Below are 20,225 nucleotides of genomic sequence, written 5' to 3'. Positions count from 1 at the left end.
ATCAAAACTCTAAATAAATAATTAATTATAATTTTGAGTATACTTTAAATCTTCAAAATCAATAAAATGAAAACAGCAGTCAAAGAGAATATTGGTGAAACATTTAAAAAATTAAATAACACCCTTTCTTCTTTTTCAGAAGAAGAATTTAATATTGCACCTTACAAAGACAGTTGGACCGGCGGGCAAACCACCCAACATATTATTCTAGCCAGTTCTGGATTTCCGGAGCTCTTTGCAGGAAATACAAAAAAAACTATCCGAAAATACGATGAACATGTAAAAGAACTGGAAGGTCTTTTTCTAAACTTCAACATCAAAATGGATGCGCCCGATTTTCTAAAGCCGGCAATAACCAACTACAGCAAAGATTCCTTAATTATAGCACTGGCTAAAATAGAATCTGATTTACTTCAGGCTACTGAAACGCATGATTTAACCGTGACTTGTCTGGATTTTGAAGTTCCGGGTTTTGAAAAATTTACTATTTATGAATGGATTAATTTTGCGCTCGTTCATACCCAGAGACATACACATCAATTAAATTCAATTTTTAAGATGTTGACTCAGGTTTAAATTTTATCTTTCAGAACCAAAACCACAAAACCATTTATATGAAATCAAAAAGCGGAGCCGTTTTCTTGTCCGGACTAATTGCAGGAACATTAGACATCGTTGCAGCAATTGTCATTTATGCTGTCATTCTTAATAAAACAACCGGAATAAAAATTTTGCAATCTATTGCAAGTGGTGTTTTTCACAAGGAAGCTTACTCAGGCGGATCACAAATGGCACTTTACGGTTTGTTACTGCATTATTTCATCGCATTTGCTTTTGCCTGGTTTTATTTTACTGTTTATCCGTATTTTTCTTTCTTAAAAAAGAATACTTTTTTAGCTGGAGTAATCTACGGTGTTTTTGCATGGATCGTAATGAATTTAGTAGTTTTACCAGTTGTATTCCCTGTTTTACCAGAAAAACATTTCGATTTTCCTTTACTCTTATCCATACTAATTTTGATATTTTGTATTGGTATTCCAATTGCATTTATTCACAAAAAATATCGTTCATTACGTAAATAGTTTTCAATTGCGGTAAAGAGTCAATAACTTGAAAACCAAAAAAGCGAAACTAATATTTTAGTTTCGCTTTTTTTATTGTCTAAATAAATCTCACTGCTACACTTTTGTTCTTCCGCTTATTAGTGAAATTATAAATAATACTAAAAATATAAAGAATAAAACTTTTGCAATACTAGCGGCTCCGGCGGCAATTCCTCCAAAACCAAAAATTCCGGCTATAATAGCCAAAACAATAAAAATAACGGTCCATCGTAACATAATATTGATTTTTAAAGTTCATAATAAAGACTTTTTAAAGTCTCTTTTCTTGTTATTCAAAGTTGGCTTTTTTCTCTCTGTCACATTAACTCTTAACAATAATTTATTAACTCAATTAACTATAAATCAAATTATTGGTGTAATTTTAGAATTCCTCTTTTTAATTATAAAATTTCCATCTAAATGCTTTTGAGTTAATTTTTTGATCGATTGGATTAACCCTCCCTCCTTTCTCAAAGTAATTTTAGATAAAAATTCGGAGCTATGGATTTAGCCATAACTGAACGTTTTTTAGCGAAGAATAATTTTATTTATCATTCAATATAAAGGTCCTAAAAAGGATTTCTACGCTATCTGAATATTATGAACATCACGGTTATGTAAATTATGTTACTTCTGTAATAGAAACGATCATTTTTGCCGACCATTTATATATTTATTACGGTGCTGCCGATAACACAATTGCGGCGGCTTCTTTGAACTTCAACGACTTATTAATCGAATTAAAGCAAAATCCCAATGAAGACGATATCAAATAAATCAAAAATAGTTTTCCTATCTACGTTTCCGCCAACGCAATGCGGAATCGCGACTTATACGCAGGATACCATTAAAGGAATTACGGATGTTTTTGGCAAATCAATAAATTGCCAAATTTGTGAATTAGTTGATAATCCAAAAGAAAAACCTACACAAGCTTTTACTTTAAATACAAAAAACAAAAATGAGTATACAAAAGTTGCCGAAGAAATCAACAAAGACAAATCGGTTAAATTGGTTCATATTCAACATGAATTTGGTTTATTTGGAGGCAATTATGGCGACTATCTTTTAGATTTTCTAAACGTAATCAAAAAGCCATTAACCTATACTTTTCATAGTGTTATCCCAAATCCGAATAACGAATTGAAAACTTTTGTAAAATTACTTTTGAGTTATAGTAATTCGGTTTTTGTAATGACAAATCAATCTAAAGAAATTTTGATAAATGATTATGGCATCAAAGATGAAATTATTACTTGTATGCCTCACGGAACGCATATTGTAATTTATGAAACTCCTGATCAGGCTAAGCAAAAATTTGATATTCAAGACAGAAAAGTACTTGCTACTTTTGGACTTTTAGGAGAAGGAAAAAATATTGAAACCGGTTTACAGGCTCTTCCTAAAATTATCGAAAAAGAACCTAATGTCCTGTATTTAATTATCGGAAAAACACATCCCAATTTAATAGTTGACGGAGTTGATGCTTATCGCGATAAATTGGAAGCTATTGTTGAAGACTTAAATTTAAAAGATAACGTTCGTTTTATCAATCAATATTTAGACACAGAGGAACTTCTGGATTATCTTAAAGCGACTGATATTTATTTGTTTACGTCAAAAGATCCTAACCAGGCTGTAAGCGGCACTTTTTCATACGCGATGAGTTGTGCTTGTCCTATAGTAGCATCAAAAATTCCGCATACAAGAGAGGTTCTAACTCCGGATTCGGGGATTTTAGTTGATATTGGAAATGCCGATCAATTTGCAGAAGCTACCATTAAATTACTTTCTGATGATAATTTAAGAACCGAAATGGGAATTAACGCTTTCAGAAAAACCCGCGCTTCATCTTGGGAAAATGTAGCCATTACTCATATCAATACGTACAGAGATTTAATGGAAAATCCTGCTGAAATAAAATTCAGTTATCCGGACATTCAATTAAAACATATCAAAAGACTTACAACTGATTTAGGAATTATTCAATTCAGCAAAATATCAGTTCCAGATTTAGAATCAGGATACACATTAGATGATAATGCACGCGCTTTAATTGCGATTTGCATGCATTATAAATTGACTCAGGACAAAGAAGATTTAGCTTATATATTAATTTATTTGGACTTTATTATTCGTTGCCAACAGCCAAAAGGAGATTTTATCAATTATGTCGATCAGGAAAATCGCGAACATATTGAGCAAAATGCCGAAGTTAACCTGGAAGATTCCAATGCAAGAGCAATCTGGGCTTTAGGAACAGTGATTTCAAATGCAGATATTCTTCCTGAAGCAATTTCTAAAAAAGCATCACAATGTTTACTAAACTCATTAAAATGGGCCGAAACGATTCAATCACCACGATCAATTGGTTTTGCTACAAAAGGGTTGTATCTCTATCATACTGCCGTTCCTAATTTGTATGTTTCAGCGATTATCAATAAGCTAAACGCCAAATTGCTTTCAAATTATGAAATCCATGCTACAAATGATTGGAAATGGTTTGAAAATTACATGACGTACGGAAATGGTATTTTACCGGAATCTATGCTTTTTGCTTTTTTAACTACCAATAAACCTATTTACAAAAAAGTAGCTTTAGATTCTCTTGACTTTTTAATGTCGAAAATGTTTACGAATAAAACTTTCAAAGTAATCTCTAATAATGGATGGTTACATAAAGATTCTGAACCGCATGAATATGGAGAGCAACCTATTGATGTTGCCTATACAATTCATACACTAAATTCATTTTATAATGCTTTTGGTACTGCAGAATACAGACAAAAAATGAAAATAGCCTTTAACTGGTTTTTAGGCAAAAATCATCTTGGACAAATTATGTATAATCCAATAAGCGGTGGTGGTTATGACGGACTCGAAAAAGAAAACGTAAATCTAAATCAGGGTGCCGAATCTACCGTGTGTTATTTAAATGCGAGATTATTAATGGAAAACCTGAAAATATCAGAAATTAAAGTTATTCCGTTAATGAAACCTAAATCCGGAATTGCTATTAATTCATAATTAGCGCTACGATAATAGACTGACCAAAATTCTCTGTTTAACCCTGAAAATCCCTTCTTTAAAGAAGGGATTTTTTGTTTACAGCTATTTGCCAACGCAAATTATGTAAAATTATTGTATTGATTCAATGCTAATTATATAAATATCCAGAAAAGTTTTGTAACGTTTTTTCTTTCATTCTAAGATAACTTTAATCATTGGTAATCGAGGCCAAACAATTGTTATAAGCAAATGATTTTTAAGCTATTGATTTAATTTCTAAAACTTACTATTTTGATTCTCATTTTAAAAAATACATTCACCGAAATAGGAAATGCAACTTTGTTTGCTAAGCAGTTTTTTAAAGAGGTTTTTATTCCTCCTTATGAGACAAGAGAGTTCTTGAAACAATGTTATGTTATTGGTTATAAATCGCTGCCTCTGGTAGCAATAACCGGTTTTATTATGGGATTGGTGCTTACGCTTCAATCGAGGCCTACTTTAGTGAAATTTGGCGCAGAATCCTGGTTACCCGGAATGGTAGCCCTTTCATTAATAAGAGAAATTGCACCGGTGATTACGGCCTTAATTTGCGCCGGAAAAATTTCGTCAGGAATTGGTGCTGAACTTGGCTCTATGAAAGTTACAGAACAAATTGATGCCATGGAAGTATCGGCAATTAATCCATACAATTATTTAGTAGTTACGCGAATTTTAGCTTGTACTTTAATGGTACCGCTATTAGTGATTTTTGCTGATGCCGTGGGTATTATTGGCGGTTATGTGGGAATCAATATTCATGGAGACGTCAATTTTTATCGCTATGTCAGTCAGATTTTTCAATCGCTGGAATTTCTGGATTTAATTCCGGCAACTATTAAAACATTCTTCTTTGGATTTTTTATCGGAATGATAGGATGTTATAAGGGATTTAATGCTTCAAATGGAACTGAAAGTGTTGGTAAAGCTGCAAATTCTGCAGTTGTAACAGCTTCTTTAACCATTTTTATTCTTGATATGGTTGCCGTTCAAATAACCGATTTATTCTTCTAAAAATGATTAAAGAGAAAGAAAATACAGCACCTAAAACAAAAGAAAAAAGCAAAACTCCAATCATTGAGATTAAGGATTTGCATAAAACTTTTGGTACAGATAACAAGGTCTTGCAAGGCGTAAATCTTAGCGTGAATAAAGGCGAAGATTTAGTGATTTTAGGACGTTCGGGATCAGGAAAATCAGTTACAATAAAATGCATTGTAGGTTTAATCGAACCGGACAAAGGCGAAATAAAAGTATTCGATGAAAATGTGCTGAATTTGACTAAACCAGAATTAAACGCCATCAGAATTCGTATTGGTTTTTTGTTTCAGAGTGGCGCTTTGTATGATTCAATGTCAGTTCGGGAAAATTTGGCTTTTACCTTAAAAAAACACAAAAAAGAATTGACTGCCGAGGAAATAGAAAATGAAGTTATGGAAGCATTGGACAGCGTTGGTCTAAGCGATGCAATTGATAAGATGCCCGCCGAATTATCAGGAGGAATGCAAAAAAGAATTGGCTTGGCCAGAACTTTAATTTTAAAACCGGAAATTATATTGTACGATGAACCTACAACAGGATTAGATACAATAACATCAAGAGAAATAAGCGAACTTATTCTGGATATTAAACACAAACGCAAAACGACCTCGATCATTATTACACACGATATGGCTTGCGCCAAATTGACTGCCGATCGCATTATGGTTTTAAAAGATGGAATAATTCACGCAGAAGGAACTTATAAAGAATTAGAGAAAAACGAAGACAAATGGGTTCGCTCATTTTTTGAATAAAGTAAAATAAATATTAGAAATCATGGAGAAGCAATCTGGATATACTTGGAAATTAGGAATGTTTGTAACAATTGGTTTGTTGCTTTTTATTATGGCGATTTACTTTATTGGAAAACAAAAAAACCTATTTGGTTCAACATTTCACCTTACATCACGATTTAAAACGGTCAGCGGTTTAGAAGTTGGTAACAATGTACGTTTTTCAGGAATTAATATCGGGACTATTGAAGAAATCAGACTTATAAATGATTCTTCGGTTGTGGTTTCTATGGTTATAAAAGATGATGTAAGGGAATTTATCAAAACAGATGCGCGCGCCAGTATAGGCTCAGACGGATTAATGGGCGATAAAGTATTGACTATTTCTCCCGGAGTTAAATCTACCAAAGTAGTAGAAAACAACGGTGCAATAGCTTCGATTAACGGAATTGAGATGCAGGATTTAATGAAAAGCGTTAAAAAAAGTGTTGATAATGCTGCCGTAATAACTGATGAACTTGCCATTTTTAGTCATAGTATGAATAACGGAAACGGTGCTTTGGCGAGATTAGTTCGTGATGATAAAATGGCAAACAGCGTTTCTAATACGCTTTCTAACTTAGAATCAGGCACAAAAGGTTTCAGCGAAAATATGGAAGCTGCAAAAAGTAATTTCCTGCTTAAAGGATACTTCAAGAAAAAAGAAAAACAAAAAGAAAAACAAAAGGAGGAACAACAAGAAAAAGCAGAAAAGGCTAAAGAAGAAAAGGCTAAAGAAGAAAAAAACAATAAAGAAAAAGAACAAAAAGCCAAAGAGGAAAAAGCTAAAGAAGAAAAAGCTAAAGAGGAAAAAGCTAAAGATGAAAAACAAAAACAAGACAAGCAGAAAGAAGAAGATGCTAAAAAAGCAAAATCTTAATTTATTGAATATAATGTTATGAAAGTTTCGTACAAAAATACAATCCTAAAAGCCCTAAAAGTGACAGGAATAGTAGTCGCAAGTATTTTGCTGCTATTATTTTTGATTCCAATGTTTTTTCCTGGAACAGTAGCTGCTGAAGTAAAAAAAATAGCCAATGAGCGTTTGGATACTAAAATGGATTTTTCAAAGTCAAAACTTTCATTTTTTACTCATTTTCCTTCATTAACAGTTTCGCTTGATGATTTATCACTAACCGGTTCAGCGCCATTTCGCAATGACACTTTGCTTAAAGCAAAACAAGTTGCTTTTGGTATCAACTTAAAAAGACTGATTTTCGATAATGAAGTTAAAATTAATAAATTGTATGTTTCCAAAGCTTTAATCAATATAATGGTGAACCAAAAAGGGCAAGCCAATTATAATATTTATGTTGCTCCCGAAGATCGGGACGAAAAACCAAACGACCCTAACAAACCTGAAGAAGGAACGGCAATTCGTTTAGAACGAATTGATCTCGAAGATTGTCATGTAAAATACAACGACCGCTCTGCCAAAATACTGGTAGACGCAAAAGGTTTTAATTATATTGGAAAAGGAAATTTAAGCGAAGATATTTTCGACTTAAATACAGATGCCAAAATTGATAACCTTGATTTCTATTACGATCGAACAGCTTATCTTAGAAAAAAAGAAGTTCGAGCAGATTTAATTACCCGAATTAACACGCATGCTCTTTCGTTTATTCTTCAAAAAAACGAGTTAAAAATCAACAAATTACCTTTAAAGTTTACTGGCCTCTTCACGATTCTGAGAGATGGATATAAAATAAATATCAAAGCAGCATCTGAAAATACAACCTTGAAAGATTTATTTTCAGTTATGCCACCGGAATATTTAACGTGGATGGACGAAACTGAAATCTCAGGAAAAAGCGATTTACTTTTTACTTTTAAAGGAAATTATAATGTTGCCAAAAAACAAAAACCTGATTTAGCTTTTAATTTAAAAATTGATAATGGTGCCATAAATTATCAAAATGCTCCTGCTCCATTTACCGATTTTCAGATGAATCTTAATGCAATCTTGCCTTCGCTGGATATAGAAAAACTGCTAATTAATCTCCAGACTTTTAAATTTAAAGTAGGAGAAAAAGACTATTTCACGGCTTATTTACGCAGTAAAGGCTTTAATGAAATGACTGTCGATGCAAGTGTAAAAGGGGCACTTGATTTAGCAACCGTTGATGCTGCTTTAGGATTAAATACGATTGACTTAAAAGGAATTTTAAAAACCAATATTAAGGCAAAAGGGACTTTTAGTACATCTAAAAAACTGTTCCCAAAAACTATTGGCGGAATTGCGCTACACAATGGCTGGTTAAAAACTGACTCTTATCCTAACCCAATTAAAAATATAACTTTTGTTGCCAATGTGTTAAACAAAGCCGGAACATTTCAGGATTTAATTGTCGCTGTTGCTCCCGCATCTTTTGTTTTTGAAGGAAGTCCGATGTATGTAAACGCCACACTTTCTGATTTTAATGATTTGGCCTATAATGCCAAAATAAAAGGAGAACTTAACGTTGGCCGCATTTATCAGGTTTTCTCCAAAAAAGGTCTTGATGTAACGGGTTATGCAAAAGCAGATCTTTCGCTTAAGGGAAAACAAAGTTATGCCACGAACGGACAATATAATAAACTTGACAATCGCGGAACTATTGTATTAAAAAATATTAAGACAACATCAGAATTATTTCCTAAAGCCTTTTTTATCAAACAAGGAAATTTCCGTTTCCAAAATGAGAAAATGTGGTTCGAAAAATTCTATGCCTCTTACGGGAAATCCGATTTTGATATTAATGGCTATTTACTAAATACCATAAACTACTTTTTAGAATCGCATGGAACTTTAAGTGGCGATTTCAACATGAAATCAAAACTGATCAATGTTGATGAGTTTATGGCACTTAAAAAAGGTGAAAATACAGACCGTAATCTTGAAGTAGTATACGCCAAAGAAGATCATCCGAAAATGAGCGGCGTAATCATTGTACCAAAAAATCTAAATGTTGCCTTAAACGCAACAGCCGATAAAGTTGAATATAACGGATTGGTTTTAAACAAGCTTTCTGGTAAAATAGGAATTGCAAAAGGCAGTTTCTTTTTAGAAAAAACCACTTTTGATATTATCGACTGCATTTTAGGAATCGACGCAACATACAAAGATGAATCGCCAACTGCAGCGCATTTTGATGCCCATTTTACTGCCAAGGATTTTAGTGTGCAAAAAGCTTACAAAGAAATCCCGATGTTTCATGAAATGGTTTCTGTTGCCGAAAAAGCACAGGGAATTGTTTCTGTAGATTATAAAGTAAAAGGTGATTTAGACGGAAATATGAGTCCAATTTATGAATCTCTTGATGGTGGCGGGACTCTAAACTTGCGCGATGTACAAATAAAAGGACTGAAATTATTTGATGGAATAAGCTCTAAAACCGGACAAAAAGGTTTGGATAATCCTGATATGAAAGGAATTGAAATTAAGTCGACCGTTGATAATAATTTAATTCATATTGAACCATTCACATTCTCTGTAGCAAGTTTTAAACCAACCGTAAAAGGTACAACCAGTTTTGACGGATTATTGGATTTAAGAATGCGATTAGGACTTCCTCCTTTTGGTCTAATTGGAATTCCAATTGTAATTACAGGTACACATGAAGATCCTAAAATCAAGATTTTTAGCAAGACAGGAAAAAAAATAAACGATGCTATTTACGACGAAATACACAACAAAGTAATTCGCGCAGAAAAAGTAAGTAAACCATAAATCAGATTGAAATGAAAACTAAAAAACAAAGTAAGAATAGTGCTTTCGAAAAGTTCGCCACCAACGTTTCTAAAGCTGCAGGAAGTACCACTGCTTTTATTGGTGCTTTTTTAATTGTACTGGTTTGGGCAGTTTCAGGACCAATTTTCGATTACTCTGAAACCTGGCAATTGGTAATCAATACAGGAACCACCATTATTACTTTTCTGATGGTCTTTTTGATCCAGAAAGCACAGAATAAAGACTCACTTGCCATTCAGCTAAAATTAAACGAATTAGTAGCATCAAACGAATATTCGAGTAATAGTTTGGTCGATATTGAAAGTATGACCGAAGAAGAAATGATCATTGTTCAAAAATACTATCACAGATTAAGTGAATTGGCTAAAAAAGATGAAAGCATCAGAAACTCTCATTCTATTGCCGAAGCGCATGAACAGCACGAACGCAAGGATAAAAACAGAACTAAATCACGAACTAAAAATATTACCAAGAAATGAAACTACGTTCGACCGAAACTTTCTGGCCGCTAAAAAATGCGATGAAAAACAGTTATCCCTCCATAAATTCAGATATAAATACTGAAATTTTAATTATTGGCGGAGGAATAACCGGTGCATTAATAGCTTATAAATTAATTAACGAAGGAAAAAAGATAGTGTTGGTTGATCGCCGTGATGTTTGCAATGGAAGTACGGCCGCCAGCACAGCTTTATTACAATATGAAATTGATATTTCGCTCCATGAACTCATAAAAATTAGGGGATTAGAATGTGCTGTTGACAGTTATAGAAATGGAAAAAAAGCCATTTTTGATCTCCGAAATATCATTGATACGATTAAAAGCGACTGCAAATTTGAATTCAGGAAAAGCATCTATTTTACTTCTCTAAAAAAAGATATTCCGTTTTTAAAGAACGAATTCGAATGCAGAAAACAACATGGATTTGATGTAAACTGGCTGGAAAAATGGGATCTTCAAAAACTTGGCTTAAATGCTGTGGCAGCAATAGAATCTAAAACTGCTGCAGTTATGGATCCTTATAAATTAGCCCATGATTTGCTCGAATATTGTCAAAAAAAAGGAATGCAAATTCTTGATCGGACTAATATAATCTCTATTCAAAATCTAAGAGATAAAAGCATAGCACAAACCGAAAATAAATTTACCATTTTTGCTGACCATATAATTCATTGCAGCGGTTATGAAAGTACCGAAACACTTGCTGAAAAAGTAGTTGATTTAAAAAGCACTTTTGTCATTACTTCTGAAAGTTTACCCGTTTTGCCAACTGCTTTTAAGAATGCTGTTTTTTGGGATACATCTTCGCCATACTTGTATTTTAGATCTACTTCAGACAATCGTATTATTATGGGTGGCGGCGACGAAGAATTTAAAGATCCTATAAAACGTGATAAATTATTACCCAAAAAAGAACAATATCTGCTAAAACAATTTCATAAAAAATTCCCTAAAATTGACTTTAAATTAGATTATTCCTGGGCGGGAACTTTTGGAGAAACTCAAGATGGTCTACCCTATTTTGGAAAACCTGATCCTAAAAAAAATGAACACTACGTTTTAGGCTTTGGAGGAAACGGAATCACGTTTAGCGTTATCGGAATGAATTCTATCTTGGATTCAATCAACGATGTAAAAAATCAGGATTTAGAGTATTATAAGTTTGGGCGTTAAAAAAGGTTCTAAGTCGCTGATTTGCTAAGGTTCTAAGTTTTTTTACTTAGTAGATTAGCAACTTAGAACCTTAGTAACTTAAATTACAAATAATCCTGTCTTATTGGTGTAAAAACATCTACCACTTCTCCGGCTTCAATAATTTCAATAGAATGTTCAATATTCGCTGGAATTGAATACGTATCTCCTTCTGATAATTGAAATTCATCACCTCCAAATTTCAAATTGTATTTACCTGAAATTACGTAGCCACTCTGCTCGTTTGGGTGTTTATGGAACGGAACATTATCTGTCGACTTGTACAGCATTTTTGTAACCATAGAATCTTGTCCTATTGACAATACTACAAAATCAACTCCTAAAAACTGTCTCGAAACCGCGTTTTCTTTTTTTACAATGTTTTTCATTTTTTTAAGGTTCTAAGGTTCTGAGTTGCTAAGGTTCTAAGCTTTTTACCTGGTACTATTTTTACTTAGCAACTTAGAACCTTAGCAACTTTATTTAATTATTAACTCCATTTGAATATTACAACGTTTATAAGGTGTTGCTAAACCAAAAACTTTCTGAAAGCCCAACTTGTGATACAGATTTATGGCGGGTTTTAATATTGTATTACTTTCCAGATAAATTTTGCTTGCACCTTGTTCTTTGGCACTATTTACAATTGCTTGTCCCAACAAAAAACCAATATTTTTTCCTTGCGCTTTGGGTGAAACCGCCATTTTCGCCATTTCAAAATCGTACACAGAGTCATTCATTTTGATAAGAGCACAAACTCCAAGTGGCTCATTTTGATATAAAGCAACGAAAATTTTGCCGCCTTTGTTCAAGATGTATTCCTCAGGATTGTCTAAAGCTTTATAATCTGCTGCTTCCATTTCGAAATAAGTTGAGATCCATTCGACATTTAACGATTTGAAAGCTTCAAGATATTGAGGTTCAAATGGTACTATTTTCACATCTTTGCTTTCTCGCAACTTCTTTTGTTCGTTAACTCTTTTAAACAACGTTTTTTGCTCTAATAAATGTTCCCATTCTTCAAGCGCTGCCCACAAATTATGGCTTGATTCTGCTATTAAACCATCTACAGCTGCTTCAACATCTTTTAATTGTAATTTTAATTCTTTAGAAAACCCCCATCCCTGAGCTGTCAGACCTACAATATTTCTACGTTTATCACTGCTTTTTAAACTTTCCTCAACTAACCCCACAGCAATCATTTCCTGAACAATCTTGCTCACAGATGGTTGCGAATGCCCAATTTCATTGGCAATTTCTGTAATTGTTATTTCCTTTTCTTCCATGAGAGTATAAAATACAGGAAACCATTTTGGCATAAAATTCATACCATACGACTCATATATTTTAGCCGCATCATCTGTAATTATTGCTGTCATTAAACGTAATCGACTACCTAAAGCCACTTTACCAACTTTATTAAAAAATTCCATATATAATTAATTACATAACTAGTTATGCAAATGTATTCTTTTTTTAGAAATTAAGTTCATGAGATACTAAGTTTCCAAGTTTTTTTTTGAAAATGAATGACTAGCCCAGATAGAATCGGCATCTTTATTATTGTTTCCTTAAAAATAATAAGATACATGCGAATAACTGAAATAGCTTCCTGAAAAATTCTTAGACGTAAAAAAGACGCACTGCTGTGCGCCTCTACAATACCTTTTGAAGCTAAAAAACTTAGTGTCTTAGTAACTTAAAAAAACTAAGCTGTAATCGCCAACGGACTCAAATTAAACTTATATTCTTTTGGGCTACAATTAAATTTTTGCTTGAAGATTTTAGAGAAGTAACTTCTACTGGTAAAACCAATACAATACACAATTTCGGAAATATTTAAGTCTGATGTTCTAATAAGAATTTCGGCTTTTACAACTCGCATGTGTGTGATGTAATCGTTTACTGTTCTGTTGTGAATTAGTTTAAAACCTTCTTGCAGCTTGTTTGGTGATAGGCCCGTTTTTTTACACAAAGATTTGATACAAAAAGCTTCTTCAGGATTTGCCTTAATCGCTTTAGAAAGTTCTTTTATTTCTTCCATTTCTTTTAAAGTCAGACAATTTACATCTTGCGAAAAAACTTTTAAATCGTCTGAATATTGCTGAATTTTCATCGCTAATATAATTCTCAGAATTCCTTCTTTCATTAAATTCCTAACGATTCCGGTTTGCGAAATGGCATTTAACTGCTCAATTTTTTCATCTATTTTTAAATTATATGAACCAATGTGAAAGAAATTTGCCATTGTATTACTTTCAAAAAAAGCCTTCTTTACTTGATGATTGAAAGAAAAAATTTGGTTTCCTTCCGCAATCTGATCGCCAACAATTATCAACGTAAATTTAGTTTTCACCTCTTTTTCAAAAAGTAAAACATTATCCTGGTTTTGTTTTGAAGCTAAAATAGCGGTTTGAAAAGTTCTAATTTTTCTTTCTTCACCTGTAAAGCCAAAATAATGAGACAAATTTCCTTTTGAACAATATCCAAAATACAAAGGTGCCGACGCATCATTTGTTATATTCATTCGTACGGTATCCGAAAAAGTAACGTCAAACTGAACATATGAAATATTATCGCTAAAGGTGGCTCCGGTAATTACTCCTTTTGCAAAATTATTATCTACTTCGAGTTTAAATTCATCCAAATCAAAAGTTACTATTCCATCAATATTACTATTCAAATCTTCAAATAAATTTTGAACATTTTGTGTGTGTATCGCAACTGTTTTCATTTTGCTTGGATTTAAAAATTTTACAATCAGTTTAATAGATTTTTTTTAAAGAAGTAGTATTCTTGTGTAACAAAATCTGAACTTCAAAGTTCATCTATAAGCAGTTCAAAAGCGTTATATAATTTTCCGCTTTTGTTTTATAATTACTTATAAATGATTATTTTAACCAAAACAAAATATTTCTAAATATAAAAAACCATGAAAAGTTTTTCATTCTTACCGATTAGTACAGCAGATGCTAAAATTCTCATTTTGGGTACTATGCCAGGAACAAAGTCATTAGAAATGAATCAGTATTACGGTCACAATCAAAATAATTTCTGGAAATTTATGTTTACCATTTTCAATGAAGATTTTTCAAATGATTACGAAACTAAAAAAGCATTATTGATTAAAAACAAAATTGCAGTTTGGGATGTTTTGCAATACTGTGAAAGAATTGGAAGTTTAGATAGTGCAATAAAAAACGAAATTGCAAATGATTTTGAAGCATTTCTTAAGCAGCATTCAAACATAAAAACGATTTTATTTAACGGTCAAAAAGCAGCTGCTTTTTTCAAAAAATACGTTCATCTTAATAAAACATATCACCTTTTAACATTGCCATCTACAAGTCCGGCAAATGCCAGTAAATCTTTCCAGTCTAAACTTGACGAATGGAGTATTATCTCTTCATTATAAAAACAAAAAAGATCACAAATTGAACGAATTAATACTTTATTCTGCTTCAAAATATTGAAATCATATAACATTTCTTCTTTAAATTATAACAAAACACTTTATCAATATATCTAATTTTACATCAACAAGTTAAAGCCATTGAAAAGAATAATGCCCGAAAGACTGAGGCTTTTTTAAATATAAAAACTACTTAGAAAACTGTAACAAGTTTAATTATAAAAGAAACATTGGTTATGTTAGTTTATTTTTGAGAAAAGCTATTCTATTTTAGGGTAGCTTTGTTTTTTTAACGCAAACCAAAAACAAAATAATTATGAAAATTCAAACCTATTATAACCACATTCGGTTTTATAAACCGCACCATTTTGTTTTTTATCCCGTTTTGATACTCTTTTTGGTAGCAAGCATTTATTTTGCCTGTACCACAAATGATACACTGATTTGGTTGTTTATTAGTGTTTGTTTTGTGTTTTTATTTTGCCTTGCATTTATGTTGCGCCAGCATTACGCGCTTACGTTACAAAACCGAATCGTCAAGTTAGAAATTCGTTATCGCTACTTTACTTTAACCGGAAAACGATTTGAAGAATTCGAATACAAATTAACAGACGATCAAATATTTGCACTACGATTTGCACCCGATAACGAATTTTTACCTTTACTGGATGATGCACTAAAAAATAATCTTAGCGGAGATGCAATAAAAAAAGCAATTGTACACTGGAAAGCCGATTATAATCGGGTTTAAAAAAGATGATCAACAAACAATCGCTGCTTGATCTATAACGCCTTCTTTCTATAATTAAACAAAATGTAAATTAAAAAAAGAATCAACCAAACTGTAGCAATAACGCCTAAAAAAATGCTTACAATTGAGGAGTGAAGATAATTTGGCTCGTAAAATAATCGCTCTAAAGTAGTTAGTTTTTCAGTTAAAGCCGGTCTGTCAAAAGTATTTCTAATTGCATTTAACGGTTCATCATGATGATCTTTATAAAACAAAACATCTTTAGTCAAATCTTTAGGTACAATACCAGTTTCAATCTTGTATTTCCTCAAAACTGTATCTAACTTTTGAAAGTTATGTAATAACGAATCCTGCTTAAATTTATACAGCAAATTATATCGGTTAACTGCAGCAGTGTATTGTTGTTTCTCGATCGGAATTCCATTTACAGGTTTATAGATCGCTTTGTTTTTAATAAATATGCAAATATTAGAGTCGTAATCCGGATTTATTTGTTGGCCTTTATAAATAATTTCGGTACTATCTTTTAGGGTATTCTTTTTAATTATTCGCTCCAAAAGCTCTTTTTTACCAAAACCTATACTATCCAAAATCGTACTTGTCGCAGCCGAAACTTTATTTAAATCTGCTGTTAACATCTTCAAAGTATCAATACTGTAATACTTATATTCCCGACTATAATATTGATCATACAACAATGTGCTGTCTACAACCTCAATAACCGGATATGGTTTTGGGTATAAAACATTTGTGGGATTAAACAATTTCTCTGAACTGTAAGACGTATAATTATACAAAAACGGACGTAAAACATTCAAAACTGTTTTATCATTATTAAGCTCTTTTTCAGATAATTCTGATTTCAATTTCGCATTCATTCCAAAGCTATAACTAACAAAAAATGAAAAAGTAAAAAATGAAATCAACAGTAGTAAACCGCCAATTTTAAGCAAATTGGCAAATGAATAATTTTGTTTTGAATGATTTTTAAGTAGAAATATTAAGAAAAAAAGCAAAAACAAACCGCTTACAAAAAAGTGCGAAATAGAAACATCATCAAAAAATTTAAACCTATAAAACTCGGTTGTAGTATTGATATTCCCAATTCCTTCAAACGTAAAATAACCGTATAAAAAATATGCTAAATGAATAAATAATAGTACTACGAAAGACTTTACAAAGTATTGTTTTAATTTTTTGTCCATAATTATATTGAGAATTTACTCTCAAATATAGACAATCATATTTTTAATGGCAAATGAGAGTTAAAAATGTCTAACAAAAAAAAAGACACACAACAGTGCGTCTCTATGTTAATACCTTTGAACCTTTTACCTCTCCAAACCTTTAAATTTTTCAAAAAAACGTTACTTAACTTCAAAACCTTCCTTAACAATTTCTTTTTCAACCTTATCAATAAGTTTGTTTGTTTTTCCGGTTAAACGTTCTTTCTTCCAATCGCCTTTGGCATAAATAAGCATCGTAACAATTGCTGTAATTACGGTCGAAATTGGGAAAGCCCACCAAATTCCAGTTGCTCCAAGCGGTGTATTATGTGATAAAACATAAGCCAATGGAAATTGAAGTACCCATTGTGAAACCAGAGTTAAAATCATAGGAAGCGTTGTATTTCCAACTGCTCTAAAAACACCCAGCAAACACATTTGCAGTCCAAGAAATCCCCAGGAAAGACACGTTATTCTTAAAAAAACTGTTCCACCAGATATGACTTGTGGATCATTTGGTACAAAAAAAGCAATTAAATGTGGAGCTAACGCATAAGCTATTATTCCAATTCCGGTTAATAAACCAAAACCTAAATAAGCACCTAATTTTGCGATTTTTCCGGCACGTAACATATTTCCGGCACCAATATTTTGACCAACTAAAGTTGCGATAGCCATTGAAAGTCCCAACGCCGGAATCATTATTAACTGAATCAGGTTTGATCCCGCACCATACGAAGCAACAGTTGTTGTTCCAAAATGTACGATCAAAAAGGTAATAGCCGTTAAACCAATTGCGCGCATTGATTGTTCTATTGAGGATGGAAAACCAATTTTAAACGCTTTTTTGATATGTTTATAATCAGGTCTAAAATCTTTCAACTGCAAGTGAATTCCATGTTTACCTCTAAATAAAATTGCAAAACCAATAATTATGGCCAAACTCTGTGTTGACAAAGTAGCCAAAGCAGCTCCTTTTACCCCCATTGCCGGAATAAAATTCCATCCAAAAATAAACAGCGGATCTAAAGCAAAATTTAGAATCACAGTTCCCAATACAATATAAACCGGCAAAGTAACACGCCCCACACCACGCATAACTGACTGAAATATCATAAAGCTGAAACTAAAAACCAATCCGATAAAAGCGATTCGCATAAAACCCAAAGCATTTGTATAAACCTGCGGCGTTACTTTAAGCAAATACAAAAAATACGGACTTAAGCAGTAACCAATAATCGACAAAACGATCGACGCTGTAATGACCATTAATAATGTTTGAGCTGCAACATGATTGACCATTTGCTGCTGCCCTGCACCAAAATATTGTGCAATAAGTATTGATCCCGCAATTGCCAATCCGGTTCCTAAAGCAATCATCAGGAAAATGACTGGTGTACTTACAGACACCGCCGCGACAGCATCTCCGCCCAAACGTCCCACCCAAAAAGCATCAACTAATTGGTATGCGGCTTGTAGCAAATTGGCAATCATAATTGGAACTGCCAATTTTAATAATGATGAAAGTATCGGACCTTCTAATAATTCACTTTTGTTCATTTTTAGTTTTCTGTATTTGTATTAATTTTTTCTTTGCCACGAATTGCACGAATTTCCACGAATTCAAATAGAACTTCTTTGCTTTACTATATTAGAAACTAGTGTAATTCATGGCAAACTTTTTTATTCAACTAAAGTGCATCAAGTTTATCTGCAAAACCTTTAATAGTTTCTAAAGCTTCTGTTCTTTCTTGATCCGAAAAAACAGCCAAAACCTCATCTTCTGATTTTCTCATCAACAACCGTATACTTTTTGCTATACTAACTCCTTCTGCTGTCAGACTTACTATATTTTTTCTTTTGTCTATTTCATCTTTTTGAATTTCAATTAATGCTTTTTTTTCTAAAGCATTTACACTTCTTAAAATAGACGATTTATCCCGCATCGTAATGTCTGAAAGTTCTCGTTGTGACATACTTTTTCGTTGCAAAATCATAATTATTGGAAGTTGTTCTTGTTGCAAATTAATACCAGCTTCCGTCATGAGTGTGTTTGTATGACGGAAAATAGTGCGCTTAATTCGATGAATCTGAAAGAAAAAACTGTTTGAAATTTCGTCTTTAAAGGCATCAAAATCTGTTTTATTTTTATCCATATTGCAAATTTACAAAAAAGAGTGACATGTCAACTAAATTAAATAAAAATTCGTATTTAACTGATATTCAGAATCAATTATTAAAATAATAAAACTAAAAAGTCAAATTGAATGATTTTTTTTGTTAACTTTAAGTGTTAAAATGTTATCAATAAAATCTAAAAATAAGTCACATGAAAAAATTATTTTGTTTTTTGATAGTTCCCCTTTTTTTCTCTACAATTCAGGCACAAACCACTGCTGAAATACCAGTTGAACCCCCTTTAACTGTTTTACAAAATGATATCGAAACTCCATCTCAAGATTATGATGTAGCAGATTTACCTTGGTATGCAAGACGTTTTAAAGTAACTGCAGGTGCTTTTTTTCCCGTAAATAATACTCAGATTCAGGTTGGTACTAATAATGGAAATCACGGTACGGAAATAGACCTCGAAAATGATTTGGGCTTCTCAAAATCCAGCAGCTCATTTATGGGAACTTTTGACTGGCGCATTTCAAGAAGATCGAGATTGGGATTTGAGTTTTTTGCTCTTGACAGAAGTTCGACTAAAACCTTAGAAAAGCAAATTGATTTTGGTGAACATACTTACAATATAAATACAAGAGTAACTGCAATGTTTGACGTTCAAATTGCAAGAATTGCTTACGGTTATGCTTTTTTATCTAAACCAAAGTTCGAAGCCGGTTTATTAATTGGTGCTCACGTACTTTTTGCAGATTTGGGCTTACGTGTTGATGCCAATCAAGCGAGTTTAGAATACAGAGATAGTTTTAATTTCACTGCTCCATTACCTGACATTGGCGTATGGGGAGAATTTGTTTTGGCAAAACGTTGGGGCTTGTACGTGAATGCGAATTATCTCGCCGTAAAAATCGATGATATAGACGGTCGAATTGTCAGCTATAATTTAGCGGTGTCATATAATGTATATCAAAATTTTAGCCTTACTGCCGGATATACTGGTCTAAATTTTAAAGTAGATACCATAAAAGAGAGACTAAACGGATATTTGAAATGGGGTTACAACGGACCAACTATCACAGCGGTTTATACCTTTGGAAATCATGTTAAGCTTTATAAACATTAGTTTCTTTTTAAGGTACTGAGGTTCTGAGATTCTAAGGTACTGAGGTGCAAAGGTGCAAAGGTTAAAAACCCGAAACTTGAAACCTGAAAACTGAAACCTCAAACTTGAAACCTGAAACAATAAAAATAACAAACCCGATATCTTCATAAAAGACATCGGGTTCATTGCTCAACACAAACTTAATTCAAAATAAACTCAATT

General features: G+C 32.5%; 19 protein-coding genes. 12 read left to right on the top strand and 7 right to left on the bottom strand.

All coding sequences use genetic code 11. The features are described from left to right. The first annotated feature begins 66 nt into the window (after positions 1 to 66). Together ACHRVZ_RS11870 and ACHRVZ_RS11865 are read left to right on the top strand one after the other, a co-directional pair. Positions 67 to 576 (top strand): DinB family protein, encoded by a 510-nt coding sequence (locus tag ACHRVZ_RS11870; RefSeq protein ID WP_395422668.1) that lies wholly within the window; start codon positions 67 to 69, stop codon positions 574 to 576. 38 nt (positions 577 to 614) lie between these two features. Then, positions 615 to 1,082, top strand: a complete 468-nt coding sequence (locus ACHRVZ_RS11865; protein ID WP_395422667.1) for a DUF1440 domain-containing protein — start codon at positions 615 to 617, stop codon at positions 1,080 to 1,082. A gap of 96 nt (positions 1,083 to 1,178) precedes the next feature. Here ACHRVZ_RS11865 and ACHRVZ_RS11860 read toward each other — a convergent pair whose 3' ends face one another. Next, positions 1,179 to 1,340: a DUF1328 family protein gene (locus ACHRVZ_RS11860; protein WP_029273540.1), complete on the bottom strand. Its 162-nt coding sequence runs from the start codon at positions 1,338 to 1,340 to the stop codon at positions 1,179 to 1,181. Between the two features lie 519 nt (positions 1,341 to 1,859). Between ACHRVZ_RS11860 and ACHRVZ_RS11855 the strand changes: the two genes are divergently transcribed. The 7 genes from ACHRVZ_RS11855 to ACHRVZ_RS11825 all read left to right on the top strand — a co-directional run bounded on the left by ACHRVZ_RS11855 (position 1,860) and on the right by ACHRVZ_RS11825 (position 11,370). Further along, positions 1,860 to 4,130, top strand: a complete 2,271-nt coding sequence (locus ACHRVZ_RS11855) for a glycosyltransferase (protein WP_395422666.1) — start codon at positions 1,860 to 1,862, stop codon at positions 4,128 to 4,130. Between the two features lie 273 nt (positions 4,131 to 4,403). Continuing rightward, positions 4,404 to 5,162 carry an MlaE family ABC transporter permease gene (locus ACHRVZ_RS11850; RefSeq protein ID WP_395422664.1) on the top strand — a complete coding sequence of 253 codons (759 nt, stop codon included), beginning with the start codon at positions 4,404 to 4,406 and terminating at the stop codon, positions 5,160 to 5,162. Positions 5,163 to 5,164: 2 nt separating this feature from the next. Beyond that, positions 5,165 to 5,944, top strand: a complete 780-nt coding sequence (locus ACHRVZ_RS11845) for an ABC transporter ATP-binding protein (protein WP_395422663.1) — start codon at positions 5,165 to 5,167, stop codon at positions 5,942 to 5,944. 22 nt (positions 5,945 to 5,966) lie between these two features. After that, entirely contained in the window at positions 5,967 to 6,842 is an 876-nt protein-coding gene (locus ACHRVZ_RS11840) for an MlaD family protein (protein WP_395422661.1), read from the top strand. Positions 6,843 to 6,860: 18 nt separating this feature from the next. After that, entirely contained in the window at positions 6,861 to 9,674 is a 2,814-nt protein-coding gene (locus ACHRVZ_RS11835; RefSeq protein ID WP_395422660.1) for an AsmA family protein, read from the top strand. Positions 9,675 to 9,685: 11 nt separating this feature from the next. Then, positions 9,686 to 10,174, top strand: coding sequence for a low affinity iron permease family protein (locus ACHRVZ_RS11830; RefSeq protein ID WP_395422659.1), 489 nt, complete (start codon positions 9,686 to 9,688; stop codon positions 10,172 to 10,174). Next, entirely contained in the window at positions 10,171 to 11,370 is a 1,200-nt protein-coding gene (locus ACHRVZ_RS11825) for an NAD(P)/FAD-dependent oxidoreductase (RefSeq protein ID WP_395422657.1), read from the top strand. The genes ACHRVZ_RS11830 and ACHRVZ_RS11825 overlap by 4 nt, the downstream gene beginning before the upstream one ends. 83 nt (positions 11,371 to 11,453) lie before the next feature. On the opposite strand, the gene ACHRVZ_RS11820 is transcribed toward ACHRVZ_RS11825, so the two are convergent. The 3 genes from ACHRVZ_RS11820 to ACHRVZ_RS11810 all read right to left on the bottom strand — a co-directional run bounded on the left by ACHRVZ_RS11820 (position 11,454) and on the right by ACHRVZ_RS11810 (position 14,122). After that, positions 11,454 to 11,777 carry a cupin domain-containing protein gene (locus ACHRVZ_RS11820; protein ID WP_395422656.1) on the bottom strand — a complete coding sequence of 108 codons (324 nt, stop codon included), beginning with the start codon at positions 11,775 to 11,777 and terminating at the stop codon, positions 11,454 to 11,456. Positions 11,778 to 11,867: 90 nt separating this feature from the next. Further along, complete coding sequence (locus tag ACHRVZ_RS11815) at positions 11,868 to 12,821, bottom strand: GNAT family N-acetyltransferase (RefSeq protein ID WP_395422655.1); 954 nt, start codon at positions 12,819 to 12,821, stop codon at positions 11,868 to 11,870. A 275-nt stretch (positions 12,822 to 13,096) separates the two neighbouring features. Further along, entirely contained in the window at positions 13,097 to 14,122 is a 1,026-nt protein-coding gene (locus tag ACHRVZ_RS11810) for a helix-turn-helix domain-containing protein (RefSeq protein WP_395422654.1), read from the bottom strand. 198 nt (positions 14,123 to 14,320) lie between these two features. Here ACHRVZ_RS11810 and ACHRVZ_RS11805 point away from each other — a divergent pair, with 198 nt between their 5' ends. Together ACHRVZ_RS11805 and ACHRVZ_RS11800 are read left to right on the top strand one after the other, a co-directional pair. Beyond that, entirely contained in the window at positions 14,321 to 14,803 is a 483-nt protein-coding gene (locus ACHRVZ_RS11805) for a DNA-deoxyinosine glycosylase (RefSeq protein WP_395422653.1), read from the top strand. 313 nt (positions 14,804 to 15,116) lie between these two features. After that, positions 15,117 to 15,551, top strand: coding sequence for a DUF6526 family protein (locus ACHRVZ_RS11800; protein ID WP_395422652.1), 435 nt, complete (start codon positions 15,117 to 15,119; stop codon positions 15,549 to 15,551). Between the two features lie 32 nt (positions 15,552 to 15,583). Here ACHRVZ_RS11800 and ACHRVZ_RS11795 read toward each other — a convergent pair whose 3' ends face one another. From ACHRVZ_RS11795 to ACHRVZ_RS11785, 3 genes are all read right to left on the bottom strand, one after another. Then, complete coding sequence (locus tag ACHRVZ_RS11795; RefSeq protein WP_395422651.1) at positions 15,584 to 16,756, bottom strand: hypothetical protein; 1,173 nt, start codon at positions 16,754 to 16,756, stop codon at positions 15,584 to 15,586. Positions 16,757 to 16,918: 162 nt separating this feature from the next. Beyond that, positions 16,919 to 18,337, bottom strand: a complete 1,419-nt coding sequence (locus ACHRVZ_RS11790) for an MATE family efflux transporter (RefSeq protein WP_395422649.1) — start codon at positions 18,335 to 18,337, stop codon at positions 16,919 to 16,921. Between the two features lie 131 nt (positions 18,338 to 18,468). Beyond that, on the bottom strand, positions 18,469 to 18,933 hold the full coding sequence (locus ACHRVZ_RS11785; protein WP_395422648.1) for a MarR family winged helix-turn-helix transcriptional regulator: 465 nt from the start codon (positions 18,931 to 18,933) through the stop codon (positions 18,469 to 18,471). A 173-nt stretch (positions 18,934 to 19,106) separates the two neighbouring features. Here ACHRVZ_RS11785 and ACHRVZ_RS11780 point away from each other — a divergent pair, with 173 nt between their 5' ends. Then, the gene (locus ACHRVZ_RS11780; RefSeq protein ID WP_395422647.1) at positions 19,107 to 20,024 is read left to right on the top strand and encodes a hypothetical protein; all 918 of its coding nucleotides are present in this window, start codon (positions 19,107 to 19,109) and stop codon (positions 20,022 to 20,024) included. The last annotated feature ends 201 nt before the right edge of the window (positions 20,025 to 20,225 follow it).

Origin of the sequence: Flavobacterium sp. FlaQc-57 (assembly GCF_044007395.1) — a bacterium.
Classification (GTDB): Bacteria; Bacteroidota; Bacteroidia; order Flavobacteriales; family Flavobacteriaceae; genus Flavobacterium.
Note: the sequence above shows the minus strand (reverse complement) of the source record. Positions and strands in the feature narration are given on the sequence as shown.